Origin of the sequence: Streptomyces sp. NPDC053079 (assembly GCF_044546695.1) — a bacterium.
In the GTDB taxonomy this organism is placed as follows: Bacteria; Actinomycetota; Actinomycetes; order Streptomycetales; family Streptomycetaceae; genus Streptomyces.
In genome coordinates this window covers 240,213-262,057 of the sequence record NZ_JBITZJ010000004.1, presented here as the reverse complement: position 1 = coordinate 262,057, position 21,845 = coordinate 240,213, and the positions used below count along the sequence as shown (strand labels likewise).

Here is a 21,845-nt window from a genome sequence, read left to right as displayed (position 1 = left end):
GACGACCGGGACCGAGCCCTAGGTGCCGTCGCCGTCCCCGTCGCGGTCCCGGGCGCCCTCCGCCACCCGGCGCAGGCGGTGGTGGCGCACCGGGCCCTGTTCCAGGACGGCCTCGCCGACCATCGTGCGCAGGGCGTCCCGCAGGCCGTGCATCGCGTGGTGGCGGGCCGGCCCCGCGCCCGGGTCGGTGCGCAGCTCCCTGAGCAGGGACCAGCACAGCGCCAGCATGACCAGGACGAACGGCAGCGCGACCAGGATCGTCGCCGACTGCAGGGACTTCAGGCCCCCGGCCACGAGCAGCACGGCGGCGACGGACGCCATGAGCACGCCCCAGACCACGACCAGCCAGGTGCGCGGGTGGAGGGCGCCGCGGCTGGAGAGCGAGCCCATCACCAGGGACGCGGAGTCCGCGCTGGTGATGAAGTACGTCATCACCAGCGCCATCGCGATCCAGGAGGACAGCGTGGCCAGCGGCAGGGTGTCCAGCAGCGCGAACAGGGAGGCCTCCGCCCCCTCCTTGACCGTGCCCGCCATGTCGGCGGCGCCGGTCATGTCCAGGCGCAGGGCGCTGCCGCCCATCACGCAGAACCACACCACCGTCGCTCCGCTGGGCACCAGGAGCACCCCGACGAGGAACTCGCGGATCGTCCGGCCGTGGGAGATGCGGGCGATGAACGTGCCGACGAACGGGGCCCAGGACAGCCACCACGCCCAGTAGAAGATCGTCCAGGCGCCGAGCCACTTGGAGTCGGTGAACGCCCCCGTGCGGGTCGCGAAGGTCATCAGGTCGTGGAGGTAGCCGCCGGTGGCGGCCGGGATGGTGTTGAGGACGAAGACGGTCGGGCCGAGCAGGAAGACGAAGAGCATCAGGCACGCGGCGAGCGCGATGTTGAGCGTGCTCAGCCACTTCACGCCCTTGTGCAGGCCGGAGAAGGCGGAGAGGACGAAGGCGGCCGACAGCGAGGCGATGATGACGAGCTCGAGGGAGGTGGAGTCCTTGACGCCCGTCGTGATGTTGAGGCCCTTCGAGACCTGCAGCGCGCCCAGGCCCAGGCTGGTGGCCGTGCCGAAGACCGTGGCGAAGACGGCGAGGAGATCGATGGCCCGCCCCGGCCAGCCGGCCGCCCGCCCCGCCCCGAGCAGCGGGACGAACGCCGAGCTGAGGCGGTTGCCGCGGCCCTTGCGGAAGCCCGCGTACGCGAGCGCCAGGCCGGCCATGCCGTAGATCGCCCAGGGGTGCAGGGTCCAGTGGAAGAAGGAGTACTCCAGCGCCGTGCGGGCCGCGGCCGGGGAACCGGCGGATACCCCGCTGCCGGGCGGCGGGACGACGAAGTGCTGCAGCGGCTCGCCGACGCCGTAGAACATCAGGCCGATGCCCATGCCGGCGCTGAACATCATCGCGATCCACGCGAGGTTGCCGAACTCCGGCTGCGCGTCGTCCGTGCCGAGCCGGATCCGGCCGTAGCGGCTGACGGCGATCACCACGCACAGCGCGAGGAACACATCGGCCGCGATCACGAACAGCCAGGCGAAATTGGACAGCACCCAGCCCAGAGCCGTCGTCGAGACCCGGTCGAAGGAGCGCTTGCCCAGCGCCGCCCAGGCGACCACCGCCAGGACCGCCACGCCGCCGAAGACGACGAGCGGCACGTCCGGGGGCTCGTCCTGCGGTGCGCGCACGCCGGTGCTCTCGGTGCTCATGACGCCCCACTATGGCCGGGAAAGGCCGTATTGGGCGGCCTGGCACGCCGCCGCGGGGCATGGGCGGCGCGACAGTCCCCCGGGTAGGGTCACCGCGGCGCGACCCGGAAGCGAGGGGATGCACGGTGGCGGATGCGACACGTGTACGACACGTACTGATCGCCGCGGACAAGTTCAAGGGGTCCTTGACGGCCGTGGAGGTCGCCCGGCACGTCACGGCCGGTCTGCGGCGCGGTGCGCCGGGCGTGGCGGTGCGGGCGCTGCCGGTCGCGGACGGCGGCGACGGCACGGTGGAGGCCGCGGTGGCGGCGGGCTTCGAACGGCGCACGGCGACGGTGACCGGGCCGGTCGGCGAGCCGGTCGCCGCCGCGTACGCGCTGCGTCCGGCCGACGGCACGGCAGTGGTGGAAATGGCCGAGGCGTCCGGCCTGCGCCACCTGCCGCGCGGGGCCTTCGCCCCGCTCACCGCCACGTCCCTCGGCACCGGGGAGCTGCTGCGGGCCACGCTGGACGCCGGGGCCCGCACGGTCGTGCTGGGCGTGGGCGGCAGCGCCGGCACGGACGGCGGGGCGGGGATGCTGGCCGCCCTCGGGGCCCGGTTCCTCGACGCGGACGGGCGGGCGCTCGGCCCCGGGGGCGGCCCGCTGGCGGCGCTCGCGCGCGCCGATCTGTCCGGGCTGGACGCACGGCTCGCACGGACCCGGATCGTGCTCGCGAGCGACGTCGACAATCCGCTGACGGGCCCGCGGGGGGCTGCCGCGGTGTACGGGCCCCAGAAGGGCGCCTCGCGGGAGGACGTCGCGGTGCTGGACGCCGCCCTGGCCCATTACGCGCGCGTGCTGGACGGCGGCGTGCGGGCGGGTGCGCCCGGGGCCGGGGCGGCGGGCGGACTGGGCTACGGAGCCCTGGCCGGCCTGGGGGCGGACTTCCGGCCCGGCATCGAGGTGATGCTCGAGGTGCTGGGCTTCGCGGCGGCGCTGAAGGATGCCGACCTCGTGATCACGGGGGAGGGCTCGCTCGACGAGCAGACGCTGCACGGCAAGGCGCCGGTGGGGGTGGCCCGGGCCGCCCGTGGCACGCGCGTGGTGGCGGTCTGCGGCCGCCTCGCCCTTGGCGGTGCCGCTCTCGCGGGCGCGGGCATCGAGCGCGCGTACGCCCTCACGGACCTGGAGCCGGATGCTGAGCGGTGCATGGCCGAAGCGGGGACGCTCGTGGAGCGTCTCGCCGAGCGCATCGCGCGCGACTACCTCGCCTGAGGCCAGGACCCTTCCCACAACACCGAAGGGCGTGGGCCCGGGCTTTCGCCCGGGCCCACGCCCTTGGTTCGTACCGTCCCGCGCGGCCAGCGCTACGGCTGCGTCGCCCGTGCCTCGCGGCGGTTGTCGCGGAACGTGTTCACGCGACGCGCCGTGGCGAAGAGCGGGATCACCGCGCCCAGGACGACCTGCAGTGCGCAGCCCGTCTGGAGCAGGAGCTCACCGCCGGGGGCGTCGAAGGCCCACGCGGCCAGCAGGCCCATGCTGAGCACGATCCAGCTGAGCATGGCCACCGCCAGCGGCCCGCGCGGCTTGGGGTACTCGACCCGGCTGACCATCAGCCACGCCACCCCCATGATCGCGAGCAGCGTCGGCACGAACGGCAGCTCGAGCAGCACGATCGAGACGACCGTCAGTGCCCCGAAGGGGCTCGGCATCCCCTGGAAGATGCCGTCCCGCAGCTGGACGCACGAGAAGCGGGCCAGCCGCAGCACCACCGCGAGCAGCACCACGATCGCCGCGACCGCCGAGACCCGCTGGTGGGCGTCGTCGGCGACCATGCCCCAGACGACCACGAAGTACGCGGGCGCCAGGCCGAAGCTGATCAGGTCGGACAGGTTGTCCAGCTCCGCACCCATCGCCGAGCTGCGCAGCTTGCGCGCCACGAGCCCGTCGAAGAGGTCGAAGACCGACGCGAGCAGCATCAGTATCACGGCCGTGGCCGCGCTGTGGCGGGCCATGCCGCCGTCCTCGTTGCCCGTCAGGTGCGGGATGAGGACGCCGGTGGTGGTGAAGTACACCGCCATGAAGCCGCAGATCGCGTTGCCCAGGGTGAGGGTGTCCGCTATTGACAGACGCGTGGACAGCGGCATGACGTCCGTGTCGTCGGCGTCGGCCTCGGGAACCCAGGCGGCCTGTGTGTCCGGCTCAACCACGGTCAAGGCGTGTCACCCCTGCCGTGGTGGCCTGTCCGACCTCGACCGCGACCTCCACGCCCTCGGGCAGGTAGAGGTCGACACGGGAGCCGAAGCGGATCAGGCCGATCCGCTCGCCCTGCTCGACCTTGGTGTTCGCGTCGATGTACGGCACGATGCGGCGGGCGACGGCGCCGGCGATCTGGACCATCTCGATGTCACCGAGCTCGGTGTCGAAGTGCCAGATGACGCGCTCGTTGTTCTCGCTCTCCTTGTTGAAAGCCGGAACGAAGCCGCCGGGGACGTGCTCGACCGAGGTCACCGTGCCGGCCATCGGGGCGCGGTTGACGTGGACGTTGAGCGGGCTCATGAAGATCGCGACGCGGGTTCGTCCGTCCTTCCAGGGCATGATGCTCTGCACCACGCCGTCGGCCGGGGAAATGACCCGGCCCTGGGTGATCTCACGATCGGGGTCGCGGAAGAACCACAGCATGCCCGCCGCGAGTGCGGTGGCGGGCACGGCCAGTGCCGCCCAGCGCCCGGAGCGGCGGGCCTGGGTGAGGCTGACCGCCGCGGTGGCGACGGTGGGAAGGAGCCACGGCGATGCTCCTCGCGCGAGGCGTACACCGCGGGAGCTGTCGCGAGGTGCAGAGGAAGAGCTGTGGGGCATGGGTGACCTTCGTAGCGGAGGGTGCCGCGTAACGATATGGGGGACGGCGGCTTTCCGGGGATGCTATCGGTTTCGGACGGCAACTGGCTAAGCGCCGGGGCCAGTAGATGGCCGAACGCCGATGACAGGGTGTGATCTTCTTCTCTGTTAAAACACCCCCAGATACCTCCAAACCGGGCATTTACCCCTGGATTCGGTACTCCTCCAGTAGCCGGCGCCCGATGATCATTTTCTGGATCTCGGCCGTACCTTCACCGATCAGGAGCATCGGCGCCTCACGGTAGAGCCGCTCGATTTCGTACTCCTTGGAGAAGCCGTAGCCGCCGTGGATGCGGAAGGCGTCCTCGACGACCTCCTTGCAGTATTCGGAGGCCAGGTACTTGGCCATGCCGGCCTCGAGGTCGTTGCGCTGACCCGAGTCCTTCTTCCGCGCGGCATTCACCATCATCGCATGGGCCGCCTCGACCTTTGTCCCCATTTCGGCCAGCTTGAACTGAATGGCCTGGTGCTGGGCGATGGCTTTTCCGAAGGTGTGGCGCTGTTGTGCGTAGGAAACACCCAGCTCGAACGCACGCTGAGCGACGCCGCAACCACGCGCCGCGACGTTGACGCGGCCCACCTCGACGCCGTCCATCATCTGGTAGAAGCCCCGCCCGGTGGCCCCGCCGAGCACACGGTCGGCCGGCACGCGCAGCCCATCCATGATCAACTCGGTGGTGTCGACGCCCTTGTAGCCCATCTTCTCGATCTTTCCGGGGATGGTCAGACCCGGCTTGACCTGGCCGAAGCCCGGTTCCTTCTCGATCAGGAAGGTGGTCATCGACTTATGGGCGGGGGTGCCCTCGGGATGGCCCTCGTCCGTCCGGCACAGCACCGCCACCAGCGTCGACGACCCGCCGTTGGTCAGCCACATCTTCTGGCCGTTCAGGACGTACTCGTCGCCGTCCCGCACGCCCTTGGACGTGATGGCCGACACGTCCGAGCCCAGTCCGGGCTCCGACATCGAGAACGCGCCCCGCACCTCGCCCGTCGCCATCCGCGGCAGGAAGTACTCGCGCTGCTCCTGCGTGCCGTGCTGCTTGAGCATGTAGGCGACGATGAAGTGCGTATTGATGATTCCGGACACACTCATCCAGCCCCGGGCGATCTCCTCGACGCAGAGCGCGTATGTGAGAAGTGACTCACCCAGCCCGCCGTACTCCTCCGGGATCATCAGACCGAAGAGCCCGAGTTCCTTGAGGCCCTCGACTATCCGGGTCGGGTACTCGTCGCGGTGCTCCAGCTCGGTCGCGACCGGGATGATCTCTTTGTCGACGAATTCACGGACCGTGGCGAGAATGTCCCGCTGGATGTCCGTCAGCCCGTCGGTCTGCGCCAGGCGGCCCATCTCACTTCTCCCGGATGATCGGCTCGGGGCGGCCGGGCTGCTCCCCGCCGCGCTCCTTGATGTACGTGGCGGTGGGGACCATCACCTTGCGCCGGAAAGTGCAGACGACGGTGCCGTCCTGCTTGTAGCCGATGGTCTCGACGTACACGATCCCGCGGTCGCTCTTCGACTTCGACGGCGTCTTGTCCAGCACGCGCGTCTCGCCGTAGATGGTGTCGCCATGGAAGGTCGGCGCTATGTGCTTGAGCGACTCGACCTCGAGGTTGGCGATCGCCTTGCCCGAGACGTCGGGCACGGACATGCCCAGCAGCAGCGAATAGACGTAATTTCCCACCACGACGTTCTTGCCGAAGTCCGTGGTCTTCTCGGCGTAATGGGCGTCCATGTGCAGTGGGTGGTGATTCATGGTGAGCAGGCAGAAGAGGTGGTCGTCGTATTCCGTGACCGTCTTGCCGGGCCAGTGCTTGTAGACGTCGCCGACGGTGAACTCTTCGTAGGTGCGGCCGAACTGCATCGCTCTTATGCCTCCGGGATCTCGAACTTCGACGTACGGGTCATCCCGGCCGCGCGGCCCTTGCCCGCGATGACGAGCGCCATCTTGCGGCTGGCCTCGTCGATCATCTCGTCGCCGAGCATCGCCGAGCCCTTCTTGCCGCCCGCCTCGGAGGTGCACCAGTCGTAGGCGTCCAGGATCAGCTCGGCGTGGTCGTAGTCCTCCTGCGAGGGCGAGAACACCTCGTTGGCGGCCTCCACCTGGCCCGGGTGCAGCACCCACTTGCCGTCGAAGCCCAGCGCTGCCGCGCGCCCGGCGACCTCCTTGTAGCCGTCCACGTTCCTGATCTGCAGGTACGGGCCGTCGATGGCCTGCAGATCGTGGGCGCGGGCTGCCATCAGGATGCGCATGAGGATGTAGTGGTAGGCGTCCGCCGGGTAGCCGGGCGGCTGCTCGCCGACCACGAGGGACTTCATGTTGATGGAGGCCATGAAGTCGGCCGGGCCGAAGATGATCGTCTCCAGGCGCGGCGACGCGGCGGCGATGTCGTCGACGTTGACCAGGCCCTTGGCGTTCTCGATCTGCGCCTCGATGCCGATGCGCCCGACCTCGAAGCCCATGGTCTTCTCGATCTGCGTCAGCAGCAGGTCCAGCGCGACGATCTGCTGGGCGTCCTGCACCTTCGGCAGCATGATGCAGTCGAGGTTGGGGCCGGCGCCCTCGACGACCGTGATCACGTCGCGGTACGTCCAGTGCGTGGTCCAGTCGTTGACCCGGACGACCCTGGTCTTGCCCGTCCAGTCGCCGTTGTTCAGCGCGTCGACGACGGTGTGCCGGGCGCCTTCCTTGGCCAGCGGCGCGCAGGCGTCCTCCAGGTCGAGGAAGACCTGGTCGGCGGGCAGGCCCTGGGCCTTCTCCAGGAAGCGCGGGTTGCTGCCGGGCACGGCGAGGCAGGAGCGCCGCGGGCGCAGCCGGTTGACAGGGGCCGGCGCGGGGGTGGTCATGCGGAGACCTCCAGAGGGTCGAGCTGGTTCGCTTTGCGGATCTCGTCGACGATACGGCCGATGATCTCCGTGATCCCGAAGTCCTTCGGGGTGAATACGGCCGCGACCCCGGCCGCCCGCAGGGCGGCGGCGTCGGCGGAGGGGATGATGCCACCGACGATGACGGGCACGTCGTCCGCCCCCGTGCGGCGCAGCCGGGCCAGTACGTCCGGTACGAGCTCGGCGTGCGAGCCCGAGAGGATCGACAGGCCCACGCAGTGGACGTCCTCGGCCACGGCGGCCGAGACGATCTGTTCCGGGGTGAGCCGGATGCCCTGGTAGACCACCTCGAAGCCGGCGTCGCGGGCCCGTACGGCGATCTGTTCGGCGCCGTTGGAGTGTCCGTCGAGGCCGGGCTTGCCGACCAGCAGCCGCAGCTTGCCGCTGCGCAGCTCCTCGGCGGTGCGGGCGACCTTCGCGCGGACGGTCGCCATCGGGGTACCCGCCTCGGCGGTCACGGCCACCGGGGCGCTGCTGACGCCCGTCGGGGCGCGGAACTCGCCGAAGACGTCGCGCAGGGCCCAGGACCACTCGCCGGTCGTGACGCCCGCGCGCACGCACTCCAGCGTGGCGGCCATCAGATTGTCGGAGCCCGCCGCGGCCTTCTTCAGGGCGGAGAGCGACTCCTGGGCGCGGCCCTCGTCGCGGTCGTCGCGCCAGGAGTGCAGGGCCGCCACGACGCGGGCCTCGTTGGCGGGGTCGACGGTCATGATGGCCGTGTCGAGGTCCGCGGTCAGCGGGTTGGGCTCGGTGGACTCGTAGCAGTTGACGCCGACGATCTTCTCCTCGCCGGCCTCGATGCGGGCCCGGCGCTCGGCGTGCGAGGAGACCAGCTGCGACTTGAGGTAGCCGGACTCGACGGCCGCCATCGCCCCGCCCATGGCCTGGATGCGCTCGATCTCCTCCAGGCACTCGGTGACCAGGGCGGCGACCTTGGCCTCGATGACGTGCGATCCGGCGAAGATGTCGTCGTACTCCAGCAGGTCGCTCTCGTGCGCGAGGACCTGCTGGATGCGCAGCGACCACTGCTGGTCCCAGGGCCGGGGCAGGCCCAGGGCCTCGTTCCAGGCGGGCAGCTGCACGGCGCGGGCGCGGGCGTCCTTGGAGAGGGTGACGGCGAGCATCTCCAGCACGATGCGCTGGACGTTGTTCTCCGGCTGGGCCTCGGTCAGGCCGAGCGAGTTGACCTGGACGCCGTAGCGGAAGCGGCGCTGCTTGGGGTTCTCGATGCCGTAACGCTCGCGGGTGATGTGGTCCCAGATGCGGCCGAAGGCGCGCATCTTGCACATCTCCTCGATGAAGCGGACGCCCGCGTTCACGAAGAAGGAGATGCGGGCGACGACGTCGCCGAAGCGCTCGGCCGGGACCTGGCCGGAGTCGCGGACCGCGTCGAGCACGGCGATGGCCGTGGACATCGCGTACGAGATCTCCTGGACGGGGGTGGCCCCGGCCTCCTGCAGGTGATAGCTGCAGATGTTGATCGGGTTCCACTTGGGGATGTGGTTCACCGTGTAGGTGATCATGTCGGTGGTCAGCCGCAGGCTGGGGCCCGGCGGGAAGACGTGCGTCCCGCGCGAGAGGTACTCCTTGACGATGTCGTTCTGCGTCGTCCCCTGCAGCCTGGTGACGTCGGCGCCCTGCTCCTCCGCGACCACCTGGTACATCGCCAGCAGCCACATCGCGGTGGCGTTGATGGTCATGGAGGTGTTCATCTGCTCCAGCGGGATGTCCTGGAACAGCCGCCGCATGTCACCGAGATGGGCGACCGGGACCCCGACCCGCCCGACCTCGCCGCGGGCGAGGATGTGGTCGGGGTCGTAGCCGGTCTGCGTCGGGAGGTCGAACGCGACCGAGAGGCCGGTCTGGCCCTTGGCGAGGTTGCGCCGGTACAGCTCGTTGGACGCCTCGGCCGTGGAGTGCCCGGCGTAGGTCCGCATCAGCCACGGACGATCCTTCTGACGCTCAGTCATCGCAGGTTTCTCACACGTTCCTGAAGCGGTTGATGGCCTCGATGTGCTGCGCGCGCATCTCCTCGTCGCGCACGCCCATGCCCTCCTCCGGCGCCAGGCACAGCACGCCGACCTTGCCCTGGTGGAGGTTGCGGTGCACGTCGTAGGCCGCCTGGCCGGTGTCGGCCAGGGCGTAGGTCTTCGACAGCGTGGGGTGGATCTTCCCCTTGGCGATGAGGCGGTTGGCCTCCCACGCCTCGCGGTAGTTGGCGAAGTGCGAACCGACGATCCGCTTCAGCGACATCCACAGATAGCGGTTGTCGTACTGGTGGTTGTAGCCCGAGGTCGAGGCGCAGGTGACGATGGTGCCGCCCTTGCGGGTGACGTACACCGAGGCGCCGAAGGTCTCGCGGCCCGGGTGCTCGAAGACGATGTCGACGTCCTCGCCGCCGGTCAGTTCGCGGATGCGCTTGCCGAACCGCTTCCATTCGCGCGGGTCCTGCTCGTGCTCGTCCTTCCAGAAGCGGTAGCCCTCGGCGCTGCGGTCGATGATCGCCGTCGCGCCCATCCGCCGGCAGATCTCCGCCTTCTGCTCGCTGGAGACCACACAGATCGGGTTCGCCCCGCCGGCGAGCGCGAACTGGGTGGCGTACGAGCCGAGTCCGCCGCTCGCGCCCCAGATCAGGACGTTGTCGCCCTGCTTCATCCCGGCGCCGTTGCGGGAGACAAGCTGGCGGTAGGCGGTGGAGTTGACCAGGCCGGGCGCCGCGGCCTCCTCCCAGCTGAGGTGGGCCGGCTTGGGCATGAGCTGGTTGGACTTCACCAGCGCGATCTCGGCCAGGCCGCCGAAGTTGGTCTCGAAGCCCCAGATGCGCTGCTCGGGGTCGAGCATCGTGTCGTCGTGGCCGTCGGCCGACTCCAGCTCCACCGACAGGCAGTGTGCGACGACCTCGTCGCCGGGCCGCCAGGCGTTGACGCCGGGTCCGGTGCGCAGCACGACGCCCGCCAGGTCGGAGCCGATGACGTGGTACGGCAGGTCGTGCCGCTTGCCGAGCGGGGAGAGCTTGCCGTAGCGCTCCAGGAAGGCGAAGGTCGACACGGGCTCGAAGATGGAGGTCCACACCGAGTTGTAGTTCACCGAGCTGGCCATGACGGCCACGAGGGCTTCGCCGGGGCCCAGTTCGGGCACCGGCACCTCCTCGAGGTGCAGCGACTTGCGCGGGTCCTTCTCCCGGGTGGGGAGTCCGGCGAACATCTCCGCCTCGTCCTTGTGCACGGTCACCGCGCGGTAGGACTCGGGAAGGGGCAGCGCGGCGAAGTCCTCGGCGCTGGTGTCGGGCGCGAGTATCGCGTCCAGGATCTGGTTCACGGTTTGCCTCCGGCGAAGCACGTGTGGAACGGGCTTGAGGGAACGTCGGGGGTGGTGCAGAGGCGGTGCCGTCGGTTCGGCGATGGTGCTCGGCTGCGCGGGTGAGCGCGGTGGGGCCTGGTGACGCAGGCATCCGGGCGCACGGCGTACGGGGTACGTAGTGGGGACAGCCGGCACACGACGGTTGTGTCTGCGTGCCGGCCGCCCGGACACCCACAAGGTATGGCACCGCGTGCCATGCGACAAGACACTGGGTGCCAACAATTTCTCTCAGATGTCATCCGGAGGGCACGTATGAGCAACAACGGCCGCCCCGATGGGGCGGCCGTTGAGGGACTGCTATTCGTTGATATCCGCTTATGTCTTAGTTTTTCTTGAGCGCCTTCTCGATGGCGCGCATGACATCGCCCAGCGGTGCGTCCGTACGGGCCACCGCCACCAGCACCTCGTCCTCGGTCCGCACCGACGCCGCGGGCGCGTCCGCCGCGCCGGAGCGCCCCGCCCCGATGCCCGTGCCGAAGGTCTCGCGCACGATGGCGAAGGCGTGGTCGAGCTGGGCCTCCACGTCCCCCTCGCCGCCGCTGCGCAGCCAGCGGCGCAGGACGTGGTTGTGCGCGGTGACGACCGCGGAGGCGGCGACCTCGGCCAGCAACGGGTCGTCGTCGCCCACGTGATGGGCGCTCTCGTCGAAGTGGCCCAGCAGATAGCGGGTGAACAGCCGCTCGTAGCGGGCGACCGAGGCGATCTCGCGCTCGCGCAGGGCGGGCACCTCGCGGGTCAGCCGGTAGCGCTCGACGGAGACGGCCGGGGAGGCCGCGTACATCCGCATGACCTCCTTGATCCCCCGGCAGACGGTGTCCAGCGGGTTCTCGTGCGGAGGGGCGGCGTCCAGGACGCCCGCGGCACGGACGAGCGTGTCGTCGTGATCGGGGAAGATCGCCTCTTCCTTGGAGCGGAAGTGGCGGAAGAACGTCCGCCGGGCGACCCCGGCCGCCGCGGCGATCTCGTCGACGGTCGTCGCCTCGTAGCCCTTGCGTGCGAACAACTCCATCGCCGCCGCGGCCAGTTTGCGGCGCATCGTGAGCCGCTGGGCGGCGGCGCGGCGGGATCCGGCGCTCCCGGGGACGTTCTCGTGCGGGTCCTGGACGGCCTTCGGGCCCTTGACTCCCCTGGACTCGGTGGCGGCCCCGCGCGGTGCGCGGGCGGACTTGGCGGGCTGGGACATGTGGGGAACGTAACACGCGTCCGTATGGGTGTGCCGGGGCGGACTTCCCGACGGTTCGAGCAGTCCGCCCCACCCCACCGCTTGATCGAGCACGGCCCGGTCAGGCCTTCGCGTACTCACGGAAGCCGCGGCCCGTCTTGCGGCCCAGGCAGCCCGCCGCCACCAGGTGCTCCAGCAGCGGAGCCGGCGCGAGGCCCGGATCGCGGAACTCGCGGTGCAGCACCTTCTCGATGGCCAGGGACACGTCCAGGCCGACGACGTCGAGGAGCTCGAAGGGGCCCATCGGATAGCCGCCGCCCAGCTTCATCGCCGCGTCGATCTCGTCCAGGGAGGCGTAGTGCTCCTCGACCATCTTGATCGCGTTGTTGAGGTAGGGGAACAGCAGGGCGTTGACGATGAAACCGGCCCGGTCCCCGCAGTCCACCGGGTGCTTGCGCACCTTCGCGCACACCGCGCGCACGGTGGCGTGCGCGTCGTCGGCGGTCAGCACCGTACGGACCACCTCGACCAGCTTCATCGCCGGCGCCGGGTTGAAGAAGTGCATGCCGACGACGTCCTGCGGGCGCGAGGTGGCGCGGGCGCAGGCCACGACCGGCAGCGAGGAGGTGGTGGTGGCCAGCACCGCGCCCGGCCTGCACACCTTGTCGAGCGTGGCGAACAGCTGCCGCTTGACCTCCAGGTCCTCCGCCACCGCCTCGACGGCCAGGCCCACCTCCGCGAACGCGTCCAGCGAGCCGGCCGGGGTCACCGCCGCCAGGGCCTCCGCGGCCTGCCCGGCCGACAGCCTGCCCTTGTCCACCGCACGCGCCAGGGACTTCGCGATCCGCGCCTTGGCCGCCTCCGCCTTCTCCTGCGAGCGCGCCGCGAGCACCACCGCGTAGCCGGCCTTCGCGAAGACCTCGGCGATCCCGCTCGCCATCGTCCCCGAGCCCGCGACCCCCACGGACCGCACCTCGCGGACACCCGCCTCCCGCGCCGCGGGTGCCGGGGTGTGCGTGTCCGGCACGACGACGGCGGAGCCCGCCGCCTCGTACGTGTAGAAGCCGCGCCCCGCCTTGCGCCCCGTCAGCCCGGCCGCGGCCAGCTGGCCCAGGACGGGCGCGGGAGCGTGCAGCCGGTCGTGCGAAGCGGCGTACATCGCCTCCAGGACCGTGCGGGCGGTGTCGATGCCGATCAGGTCCAGCAGGGCGAGCGGGCCCATCGGCAGCCCGCAGCCCAGGCGCATCGCTGCGTCGATGTCCTCGCGGGTGGCGTAGCGGGACTCGTACATCGCGGCGGCCTGGTTGAGGTAGCCGAACAGCAGCCCGTCGGCGACGAACCCGGGCCGGTCGCCCACCGCCACCGGCTCCTTGCCGAGCTCGCGCGCCAGGGCGGTGACCGCGGCGACCGCGCCCGGCGCCGTCAGCACCGAGGAGACGACCTCCACCAGCTTCATCGCCGGCGCGGGGTTGAAGAAGTGCAGGCCCAGCACGCGCTCGGGGCGCGCCGAGTCCGCGGCCAGCCGGGTCACCGACAGCGCGTTGGTGCCGGTCGCCAGGATGGCCGTGGGGCGGACGACGGCGTCGAGGGCGGTGAACACCTCGTGCTTGAGCTCGTAGTGCTCGGGCACGACCTCGATCACCAGATCGGCGTCGGCGGCGGCCTCCAGCTCGCGCGCGGTGCGGAAGCGGGCGAGCGCGGCCCGGCGCTCCGCCTCGGTGATCCGGCCGCGTTCGACCGCGCGGGCGGTGGCGGCCTCCAGCGCGGCACCGGCCCGCAGGGCGGCGGCGTCGCTGATGTCGATGCCGACCACATCACGGCCGGCCAGGGTGAGGACCTCGGCGATCCCGGTGCCCATGGTGCCGAGGCCGATCACGGCTATGGTCCTGAGGGGGGCGGGCGATGCCGAGGAGCTGAGAGGGGACGGCTCAGGGGTGGACGTACGGTCCATCGCGAGACTCCAGGGGATGTTCCCCGTACGCAGGGGAGACGGCGGTTGGCGGCGGCCCCGGCCAGGGGGCGGCGACTGAGAGAATCCGCGGACGGGTAAGGGGCGTCCACGGAGAGGGAGTTGTACGACCGGCAGGCCCTGTCCCGGGGCGGTGCCGTACTCGAAAATGCCGAACCGACGTCATCGCTGTGGCGGCTGCGTCACCAGAACGCCAGAGCGGGAATGCTGCTCTTGCCGGGAGATTAACTCACGGGTAACCAAGAGCGCCAGGGGCGTGCGCGCGACTTACGATGTGGCCCAGGCCACTCGGGGAGGAGAGCGGGAAATGGAAGAGGAATTCCGCGCGCTGCTGAAGCGGGTACGGGCCGAACTGGTCTCCCCGGCCGAATTCGCGGCGCACGACAAACTGATCGCGCTCGTACGGTCCGACAGCCGCGCGGCGCGCGACCGGCTCGCCCAGGTCCTCGTCGCCCCCGAACAACCGCTGTGGGCCCGCGAGATCGCCGCCTTCGCCCTGGGCGCCAAGGGTGACCGGCGCGCCTTCGAGACGCTGATCCTCCTCCTCAACTACCGCGAACCCGTGCGCTGCGCCACCGCCGCCCACGTCCTCGCCCGCCTGCGCGACCCCCGCACCGCCCGCGCCGCGGCCGCGCTCGCCACCAATCCGCTGCGCACCGCCTACGCCCTCTACCCCGTCCGCCTGCTGACCGAGCTGCGCGCCCCCGAGTCCGTGCCGGCCCTGCTGGCCACCCTCGAGCGGCTGCTGGCCGCCCGCGACCACTGCTGGCCGGTCGCCCGCGCCTGCGTCGAGGGCCTGGGCGTGCTGGGCGACCGGCGCGCCGAGGCCACGCTGGTGGCCGCGCGCGAATACGAACGGCTGCGGCCGGCCGCCGTCGTGGCGCTGGCCCGGCTGACCGGCCGCGGCGGCACTCAGGGGCTGCGCAGCGGCTCCAGTACGTAACGCACCTCCGGCACGGCGGCGCCGTCGATGTCGTCCGTCCGCTCGGCGCCGTCGCGACTGCAACCGGCGCGTTCGTAGAAGCGGCGGGCGTGCGCGTTGCCCTTCAGCACCCACAGCACCATGCGCGCGTCCCCGCGCTGCCGTGCGCCCTCGAGCGCCGCCTCCCACAGGGCGCGGCCGACCCCGGTGCCGATCAGGTCGGGCCGCACGTAGACCGCGTACAACTCGGCCGTCCCGGGCGGCTGGTCGGCGTCCCGGCACGGCCCGTGGCAGACCCAGCCCACCACGCCGCCCGCCGCCTCGGCCACCGCGTTCACCGCCGGATCGGCGCCGCTCGCCAGGCGCGCCCGGTGGGCCGCGGCGTTCGCACTCGCGTCCATGGCGTCCAGATGGCGCCGCGGCACCAGGCCGGTGTACGCGTGGCGCCAGCCGGCCACCCGGAGGGCGGCCACGGTCTCGATGTCGGCGTCCGTCATCTCCCGTATGTTCACCATGCGCGGAGGCTAACGCCCGGCGCCCAGGATTTGGGCGGTTGTGACGAGGGTGGTTGGCTTTGCCCGCACACGCACAACGGCAAGCACAGCTTTTATCGTCCCGGAGGACTAGCCATGGGCCAGGTCGAGGCCACCACGGAGCGGATCATCGCGGCGGGCGCGGAGGACGTCTTCGACGCCCTCGCGGACTACAGCGGCACCCGCGCCAAGCTGCTGCCCGAGCACTTCAGCGAGTACGAGGTGCGCGAGGGCGGCGACGGCGAGGGCACGCTGGTGCACTGGAAGCTCCAGGCCACCAGCAAGCGCGTCCGCGACTGCCTGCTGGAGGTCTCCGAGCCGTCCACGGGACAGCTGGTGGAGAAGGACCGCAACTCCACCATGGTCACCACCTGGACCGTCACCCCGGCCGGCGAGGGCAGCTCCAAGGTCGTCGTCACCACCACCTGGACCGGCGCCACCGGCATCGGCGGCTTCTTCGAGCGCGCCTTCGCCCCCAAGGGCCTCGGCCGGATCTACGACGCCGTCCTCGCCCGCCTCGCCGCCGAGACCGAGGGCAAGCCCAGCGCCGCCTGAGCCCCGGGGCAGCCCGGGCCCCCACCGGTCCGGGCTCACCGGTTCGAGTGGTTCTCGCCGTGCCGTACCAGTGCACCGAAACCGCCTCCGACCGGCCGAAAGCCCCTCGTTCGGCGCTCCCACGCAAATCGTCGCGCTTGCTGGCCGTTGTCGCGTAATGCGAGAAATGGGCGGCAGCGCAGGCGCGACGAGGGGAGCGGTACGTGGGCGGGTCCACCTTCGAGACCACCTTGGAGAAGAGCGACAGGACGCTCGACCTGCCCCCGTCCGTACCGGCCCCCAGCGGCCCCCCACCCCCGCCCGGCCCCGCCAGAGTGCGGCTGGTGTTCACCGGGCTGATGCTCACGCTGCTGCTCGCGGCGCTCGACCAGACCATCGTGGCCACCGCCCTGCCGAAGATCGTGGGCGAACTCCACGGCCTGGACCGGATGTCCTGGGCGGTCACCGCCTATCTGCTGACGTCCACGATCGTGCTGCCGCTCTACGGCAAGCTGGGCGACCTCTTCGGCCGCAAGGCCGTCTTCGTCCTCGCGATCGTCGTCTTCGTCGCCGGCTCCGCCCTCGCCGGCTGGTCGCGCACCATGGACCAGCTCATCATCTTCCGCGCGGTCCAGGGAATCGGCGCCGGCGGCCTGCTGATCGGCGTGCAGGCGATCATCGCCGACATCGTCCCGCCCCGCCGGCGCGGCCACTACATGGGCGTCATCAGCGCCGCCTACGGACTCGCCTCCGTCGCCGGCCCCCTGCTCGGCGGGTTCTTCACCGACCACACCGGCTGGCGCTGGTGCTTCTACGTCAACGTCCCCTTCGGCCTCGTCACGCTCGCCGTCGTCGTCCTCGCGCTCGAGCTGCCCCGGCCGCCGCGCCGCGCCCGCTTCGACGTCCTGGGCGCCCTGCTGCTCACGGCCTCCTCCACCTGCCTGGTGCTGCTGACCACCTGGGGCGGGAGCGAGTACGAGTGGACCTCCCGCACCATCCTCGGGCTCGGCGCGGGAGCGGTCGGCACGGCCCTGCTCCTCGCCGTCGTGGAGCACTTCGCCGCAGAACCGATCATCCCACCGCACCTGTTCCGCGACCCGGTCTTCACCGTCACCGCGCTCGTCGGCGCCGTCGTCGGCGTCGCCCTCTTCGGCGCCGCCACCTATCTGCCCACCTTCCTGCAGATGGTCGACGGCGTCGACGCCACCGAGTCCGGAATGCTCATGCTGCCCATGATGGGGGGAATCGCCGCCGCCTCGCTCGTCGCCGGCCACCTCATCAGCCGTACGGGCCATTACAAGCTGCTGCCCATCCTGGGCGGCGCCCTCTCCGCCGAGGGCATGTACCTGCTCTCCCACCTCGACGCCCAGACCGGACGGCTCGTCTACAGCCTCTGGATGGCCATCCTCGGCGTCGGTATCGGCCTCGCGCTGCCCGTCCTCGTCCTCGCGGTGCAGAACTCCGTGCGCCCCGCCGACCTCGGCACCGCCACCAGCGCCCACAACTACTTCCGGCAGATCGGCGGCTCGGTCGGCGCGGCGGTCTTCGGCACGCTCTTCGCCCACCGCCTCACCACCGCCCTGGCCGCCGAACTGCCGCCCCGCGCCGGCCTGCCCGCCCCCGACTCCATCACCCCGCAGCTGGTGCACGCCCTGCCCGCCCCGCTGCGGGACGGATACGTCCGGGCCTACGCGGAGGCCATGCCACGGATCTTCCTCTACCTCGTACCGGTGCTCATCGTGGGCTTTGTGCTCGCCTTCCTGCTGAAAGAGAAACCACTGGTGTCCCACAACGCCCCCGAAGCCGCCATTCCGTCCGCGCGCACCGTCCCGCCGGCCGATCCGGCGCCCTTCGTCGCGGGCATCCCCGTGACCGGCGCCGTCCAGCACCACGACGGCACCACCGTCCCGCGCGCCGCCCTCACCCTCATCGACGTCCAGGGCCGCCAGATCGGCCGGGGCGCGAGCGGCGAGGACGGGCGGTACGCCATCAGCACCCCCGGCACCGGCTCGTACGTCCTGATCGCCGCCGCCGGAGGGCACCAGCCGCAGGCCGTCACCGTCACCGTCGGCGAGCGGCCCGTCGAGCTCGACGTCGTCCTCGGCGGCGCCGGACGGCTGGCCGGCACCGTCCGCACCGCCGACGGCACCCCCGTCCGCGAGGCCCTGGTCACCCTGACCAACGTGCACGGCGAGGTCGTCGCCTCCACCCGCACCGGCCCCGAAGGCGGCTACGTCATCGACGAGTTGATCGCCGGCGAGTACACCCTCGCCTCCAGCGCCCCCGCCTTCCGCCCGGCCGCCCTGCCGGTCACCGTCCAGTCCGCCCGCGAGACCCGCCAGGACGTCGAGCTCGCCGGCGGCGCGGTCCTGCGCGGCACGGTGCGCGCCGGCGGCGGCCGGCCCGTGGAGGACGCCCGCGTCAGCCTCCTGGACGCCGCCGGCAACGTCGTGGACTCCACCATCACCGGCGCCGACGGGGCGTTCCGCTTCGTGGACCTCTCGGCGGGCGAGTACACCGTCGTCGCCGCCGGCTACCCGCCCGTCGCCACCGTCCTGCAGGTCGCCGGCGGCGGAAGGACCGAACGGGACCTGCAGTTGGGCCATGCGGACCATTGACCTCCAGGGCCGTCCGGGCACGGTGGGCGGCCCGGCACCCCGGTGCACGACATATTCCGTTATTGGCCCGCGCCCGGTCCCGCGTGGCCTCTACGGTGGTAGGCGGTGGGGAGATCTTGCGTACGCGTGCGAAGGAGCAACCGCCCATGGACCGTGGCACGTCCGGACCCGTGCCCGCACAGCGGGAAGCCGTCCCGGGGCGCGTCCCCCTCGCGGTGGTGGTGGCGGGCGCCTCCGGGCTCGTCACCCACTGGAGCAGCGGCGCCCGCACGCTCTTCGGAGCCGGGCGGGCGGACGCCGTCGGCAGGCCCCTCGCCGATCTCCTGCCCGTCTACGGGGCGTTACGGGAGCCCGGCGACCCGGACGAACGGGACGCCTACGCCTGCGGACCCGGCACCGGCCTCGGCGCCGAACCGCCCGGCATCCCGGCCGCACCCGGCTACCCCCGGGCCGGACGCGCCCGGGCCGGCGACGACGACGGCACCATCGACATCCTGTGGTGGGCCTACCCCCTGGCCGGCCCCGGCCCGGAGCGGCTGCTCGTCCTGGCCGCCGACGCCACCGCCCTGCCCGGCCTCGAACGGGTCCTTCCGGCCTTCGCCCCGCACACCGCGTTCCCCGACGCCGACGGCCTCGCCCGCCGGCTCCCCGACATCCTGCCCGGCATGGGCCCCGCCGCGAGCGAACGCATCGTCGCCCAGGTCCTCGAACTCGGCTACCCCGCCCTGGAGATCAGCCACCACGAACAGATCCCCGTCACCCACGACTGGGGCGTGCCCGCGTACGTACGGCGGCGCGCCCGGCAGCAGCACACCCGGCCCGCCGGACAGCGGACGGCGGCACCGCAGGCGGCGGGGGAGCCGGCAGAGGAGACCGACCTCGAATACGCCGCCGTGCGCGAACGCCTGGAGTTCCTCAACGAGGTCAGCGGCGGCATCGGCACCTCCCTGGACCTGGAGCGGACCATCCGCGAGGTCACCAGCGCCGCCGTACCCCGCTTCACCGACTTCGCCGGCACCCACCTGCGCGCCGCCGTCCTCGCCGGCGAGGGCTTCCCCGACGGCCCGCCCGACGTCACCACCGTCTGGCACCGCGTCTGGGTCGAGCACAACGACGAGCCCGGCCGCTGGGACGACACCGTGCCCGTCGGCGAGGCCATCGCCTTCCCCGAGCACACGCCGTTCTTCCAGTGCATGGTCTCCGGCGAACCCGTCCTCATCCCGCGCATCGGCGAGGAACTGGCCAACCGCATCTCCGGCCAGTTCGAGAAGCGGGACCTGCGGCCCCTGATCACCGGCCGCTCGATGCTGGTCGTCCCCCTCAAGGCCCGCAATGTCGTCCTCGGCTTCATGGTCCTCATGCGCCGCGACGGCCGCGAGCCCTTCGACGACATGGACCGCACCACCGGCGCCGAACTCGCCGCCCGCGCCGGGCTCGTCCTCGACAACGCCCGCATGTACACCCACCAGGAGAACGTCGCCGACACCCTCCAGGACAGCATGCTGCCGCAGCTCACCCCGCGCACGGCGGGCTGCGACACCGCCACCCGCTACCTCCCCGGCACCCGCCTCGGCCGGGTCGGCGGCGACTGGTTCGACAGCGTCAAGCTCCCCGGCTCCCGCACCGCCCTCGTCGTCGGCGACGTCATGGGCCACGGCCTGCACTCGGCCGCCATGATGGGCCAGCTGCGCACGGCCGTACAGACCATGGCCGCCCTCGACCTGCCGCCCGGACAGCTCCTGCGCAACCTCGACGACCTCGCCCAACGCCTCGGCGAGCACTACCTGGCCACCTGCCTGTACGCCGTCTACGACCCCATCCGCTCGGAGCTGCGCATCGCCAACGCCGGGCACATCCCACCCGTCCTCGTCCGCGCCGAGGACGGCCGCAGCAGCCTGCTGGACCTGCCCACCGGAGCACCCATCGGGGTCGGCGGCGTGCCCTTCGAGGCGACGACGGTACGCGTGGCCCCCGGCGACCGGCTCGTGCTGTGCACCGACGGGCTGGTGGAGGTGCGCGGCCAGGACATCGGCACGGGACTCGCCGCCCTCTGCGAATCCGCGGCCCACCCGGCGGCGTCCATGGACGCCGCCTGCGACACCATCATCCGCGCACTGAACACCGGCGACAGCCGCAAGGACGACGTCGCCCTGCTCATGGCCCGCCTCAACGGCATTCCGCCCGGGCACGTGGCCCAGTGGAGCTTCCCGGCGCAGGCCCACGAGGTGCCCCGGGCCCGGCGGCTGGTCCGCGACCGGCTGGCGGCGTGGGGACTGCGGTCGGCCGCCCCGGTCGCCGAGCAGCTCGTCGGCGAGGTCGTCGGCAACGCCGTGCGCCACGCCGACACCCGGCAGGTGGGGCTGCGCCTGGTCCGCACGGACGTGCTGCTGTGCGAGGTCACCGACGACGACCACACCCTGCCGGGGCTGCTCGACACGGCGGCGGACGAGGAGTACGGACGCGGTCTGCGGGTAGTGGACGCTCTGGCGCGCGAGTGGGGCGCCAGCCATACGGGACGGGGGAAGACGGTGTGGTTCGAGCAGACACTGGTGCGCCCGTGAGCGTGACGGACCGGTACCTGAACGCCTGGGAAGCATTCTGGAGCGAGACCTCCGATGAACAGGGCGACGCGATCTGGGACTCCGACCCCTCCCTGACCGCCGCACCCCACCTGGACCTCCTCGCACCCCACGCGGACCGCACCCTGCCGGTCGTCGACCTCGGCTGCGGCAACGGCACCCAGACCCGCTTCCTGGCCGGCCGCTTCGCGCGCGCGGTCGGGGTGGACCTGTCCCGGGCCGCGGTGGAGCGCGCACGCCGTGCCGACCGGCGGGCGCTGGCGGAGTACGCCCGGCTGGACCTGGTCGACGCGGCCGCGGTCCGCGCCCTGCACGAGCGGCTCGGCGACAGCAACGTCTACCTCCGGGCCGTGATCCACCAGAGCGACGCCCAGGACCGGGCGCCCGTCGCGCGGGCCGTCGCACGGCTCGCCGGCCGGCGGGGGCGGGCCTTCGTGGTCGAGCCGACCCGGGCGGCCGGCGACGTACTGGCCGGCGTCGCCCAGGGCCCGGACGGCCCGCCCGCCAAGCTGCGCCGCGTCCTGACGCACGGTCTGCGGCCCGCCGCCGCCCCCGACGGCGAGGTGTGCGCACTGCTGCGTTCGGCCGGGCTGGAGATCCTCGCCGAGGGGCACACGGAACTGGCCATGACCGCCTTCCACCCGGACGGCCGGCGGATCCTCCTGCCGGCCCAGTGGTTCGTCGCCGGCCGCCTCTGACACCAC

17 protein-coding genes are annotated in these 21,845 nt (G+C 71.8%); 6 read left to right on the top strand and 11 right to left on the bottom strand.

Annotation, left to right across the window (positions count from 1 at the left end):
• Nucleotides 1-18 precede the first annotated feature (18 nt).
• A complete protein-coding gene (locus tag ACIGXW_RS16930; protein ID WP_399573698.1) occupies nt 19-1,701 on the bottom strand; it encodes a BCCT family transporter in 1,683 nt (560 codons plus the stop codon).
• A gap of 125 nt (nt 1,702-1,826) precedes the next feature.
• Here ACIGXW_RS16930 and ACIGXW_RS16925 point away from each other — a divergent pair, with 125 nt between their 5' ends.
• The gene (locus ACIGXW_RS16925; RefSeq protein ID WP_399573697.1) at nt 1,827-2,957 is read left to right on the top strand and encodes a glycerate kinase; all 1,131 of its coding nucleotides are present in this window, start codon (nt 1,827-1,829) and stop codon (nt 2,955-2,957) included.
• Between the two features lie 92 nt (nt 2,958-3,049).
• Here ACIGXW_RS16925 and pssA read toward each other — a convergent pair whose 3' ends face one another.
• From pssA to ACIGXW_RS16880, 9 genes are all read right to left on the bottom strand, one after another.
• Nucleotides 3,050-3,898 carry a CDP-diacylglycerol--serine O-phosphatidyltransferase gene (gene pssA, locus ACIGXW_RS16920; protein ID WP_399573696.1) on the bottom strand — a complete coding sequence of 283 codons (849 nt, stop codon included), beginning with the start codon at nt 3,896-3,898 and terminating at the stop codon, nt 3,050-3,052.
• A complete protein-coding gene (locus ACIGXW_RS16915) occupies nt 3,885-4,541 on the bottom strand; it encodes a phosphatidylserine decarboxylase (protein WP_399573695.1) in 657 nt (218 codons plus the stop codon). Before ACIGXW_RS16915 ends, pssA begins: the two co-directional genes overlap by 14 nt.
• Before the next feature lie 181 nt (nt 4,542-4,722).
• A complete protein-coding gene (locus ACIGXW_RS16910; protein ID WP_399573694.1) occupies nt 4,723-5,928 on the bottom strand; it encodes an acyl-CoA dehydrogenase family protein in 1,206 nt (401 codons plus the stop codon).
• A 1-nt stretch (nt 5,929) separates the two neighbouring features.
• Entirely contained in the window at nt 5,930-6,442 is a 513-nt protein-coding gene (locus ACIGXW_RS16905) for a MaoC family dehydratase (RefSeq protein WP_071962110.1), read from the bottom strand.
• Nucleotides 6,443-6,447: 5 nt separating this feature from the next.
• Complete coding sequence (locus tag ACIGXW_RS16900; RefSeq protein ID WP_399573693.1) at nt 6,448-7,425, bottom strand: HpcH/HpaI aldolase/citrate lyase family protein; 978 nt, start codon at nt 7,423-7,425, stop codon at nt 6,448-6,450.
• On the bottom strand, nt 7,422-9,434 hold the full coding sequence (locus ACIGXW_RS16895; protein WP_399573692.1) for a protein meaA: 2,013 nt from the start codon (nt 9,432-9,434) through the stop codon (nt 7,422-7,424). Before ACIGXW_RS16895 ends, ACIGXW_RS16900 begins: the two co-directional genes overlap by 4 nt.
• Nucleotides 9,435-9,444: 10 nt before the next feature.
• On the bottom strand, nt 9,445-10,782 hold the full coding sequence (gene ccrA, locus ACIGXW_RS16890; protein WP_399573691.1) for a crotonyl-CoA carboxylase/reductase: 1,338 nt from the start codon (nt 10,780-10,782) through the stop codon (nt 9,445-9,447).
• Between the two features lie 364 nt (nt 10,783-11,146).
• Nucleotides 11,147-12,007 (bottom strand): TetR family transcriptional regulator, encoded by an 861-nt coding sequence (locus ACIGXW_RS16885; RefSeq protein WP_399573690.1) that lies wholly within the window; start codon nt 12,005-12,007, stop codon nt 11,147-11,149.
• 100 nt (nt 12,008-12,107) lie between these two features.
• Nucleotides 12,108-13,937, bottom strand: a complete 1,830-nt coding sequence (locus ACIGXW_RS16880; RefSeq protein WP_399573689.1) for a 3-hydroxyacyl-CoA dehydrogenase family protein — start codon at nt 13,935-13,937, stop codon at nt 12,108-12,110.
• A gap of 325 nt (nt 13,938-14,262) precedes the next feature.
• Here ACIGXW_RS16880 and ACIGXW_RS16875 point away from each other — a divergent pair, with 325 nt between their 5' ends.
• Nucleotides 14,263-14,898 carry a HEAT repeat domain-containing protein gene (locus ACIGXW_RS16875; RefSeq protein ID WP_399573688.1) on the top strand — a complete coding sequence of 212 codons (636 nt, stop codon included), beginning with the start codon at nt 14,263-14,265 and terminating at the stop codon, nt 14,896-14,898.
• Here the strand turns inward: ACIGXW_RS16875 and ACIGXW_RS16870 are convergent.
• On the bottom strand, nt 14,868-15,392 hold the full coding sequence (locus ACIGXW_RS16870; RefSeq protein WP_399573687.1) for a GNAT family N-acetyltransferase: 525 nt from the start codon (nt 15,390-15,392) through the stop codon (nt 14,868-14,870). The genes ACIGXW_RS16875 and ACIGXW_RS16870 overlap by 31 nt on opposite strands.
• 114 nt (nt 15,393-15,506) lie before the next feature.
• Between ACIGXW_RS16870 and ACIGXW_RS16865 the strand changes: the two genes are divergently transcribed.
• From ACIGXW_RS16865 to ACIGXW_RS16850, 4 genes are all read left to right on the top strand, one after another.
• A complete protein-coding gene (locus ACIGXW_RS16865) occupies nt 15,507-15,965 on the top strand; it encodes an SRPBCC family protein (RefSeq protein WP_071962118.1) in 459 nt (152 codons plus the stop codon).
• 257 nt (nt 15,966-16,222) lie between these two features.
• Nucleotides 16,223-18,562, top strand: a complete 2,340-nt coding sequence (locus tag ACIGXW_RS16860; protein ID WP_399574044.1) for an MFS transporter — start codon at nt 16,223-16,225, stop codon at nt 18,560-18,562.
• A 146-nt stretch (nt 18,563-18,708) separates the two neighbouring features.
• A complete protein-coding gene (locus tag ACIGXW_RS16855) occupies nt 18,709-21,123 on the top strand; it encodes a SpoIIE family protein phosphatase (protein ID WP_399573686.1) in 2,415 nt (804 codons plus the stop codon).
• Nucleotides 21,120-21,839 carry a class I SAM-dependent methyltransferase gene (locus tag ACIGXW_RS16850; RefSeq protein ID WP_071962121.1) on the top strand — a complete coding sequence of 240 codons (720 nt, stop codon included), beginning with the start codon at nt 21,120-21,122 and terminating at the stop codon, nt 21,837-21,839. Before ACIGXW_RS16855 ends, ACIGXW_RS16850 begins: the two co-directional genes overlap by 4 nt.
• The last annotated feature ends 6 nt before the right edge of the window (nt 21,840-21,845 follow it).

Coding starts and splice junctions, on each gene's coding strand:
- ACIGXW_RS16930 (WP_399573698.1), bottom strand. CDS start 1,701: ATGAGCACCGAGAGCACCGGCGTGCGCGCACCGCAGGACGAGCCCCCG.
- ACIGXW_RS16915 (WP_399573695.1), bottom strand. CDS start 4,541: ATGCCCCACAGCTCTTCCTCTGCACCTCGCGACAGCTCCCGCGGTGTA.
- ACIGXW_RS16910 (WP_399573694.1), bottom strand. CDS start 5,928: ATGGGCCGCCTGGCGCAGACCGACGGGCTGACGGACATCCAGCGGGAC.
- ACIGXW_RS16905 (WP_071962110.1), bottom strand. CDS start 6,442: ATGCAGTTCGGCCGCACCTACGAAGAGTTCACCGTCGGCGACGTCTAC.
- ACIGXW_RS16900 (WP_399573693.1), bottom strand. CDS start 7,425: ATGACCACCCCCGCGCCGGCCCCTGTCAACCGGCTGCGCCCGCGGCGC.
- ACIGXW_RS16895 (WP_399573692.1), bottom strand. CDS start 9,434: ATGACTGAGCGTCAGAAGGATCGTCCGTGGCTGATGCGGACCTACGCC.
- ACIGXW_RS16885 (WP_399573690.1), bottom strand. CDS start 12,007: ATGTCCCAGCCCGCCAAGTCCGCCCGCGCACCGCGCGGGGCCGCCACC.
- ACIGXW_RS16880 (WP_399573689.1), bottom strand. CDS start 13,937: ATGGACCGTACGTCCACCCCTGAGCCGTCCCCTCTCAGCTCCTCGGCA.
- ACIGXW_RS16875 (WP_399573688.1), top strand. CDS start 14,263: ATGGAAGAGGAATTCCGCGCGCTGCTGAAGCGGGTACGGGCCGAACTG.
- ACIGXW_RS16870 (WP_399573687.1), bottom strand. CDS start 15,392: ATGGTGAACATACGGGAGATGACGGACGCCGACATCGAGACCGTGGCC.
- ACIGXW_RS16865 (WP_071962118.1), top strand. CDS start 15,507: ATGGGCCAGGTCGAGGCCACCACGGAGCGGATCATCGCGGCGGGCGCG.
- ACIGXW_RS16855 (WP_399573686.1), top strand. CDS start 18,709: ATGGACCGTGGCACGTCCGGACCCGTGCCCGCACAGCGGGAAGCCGTC.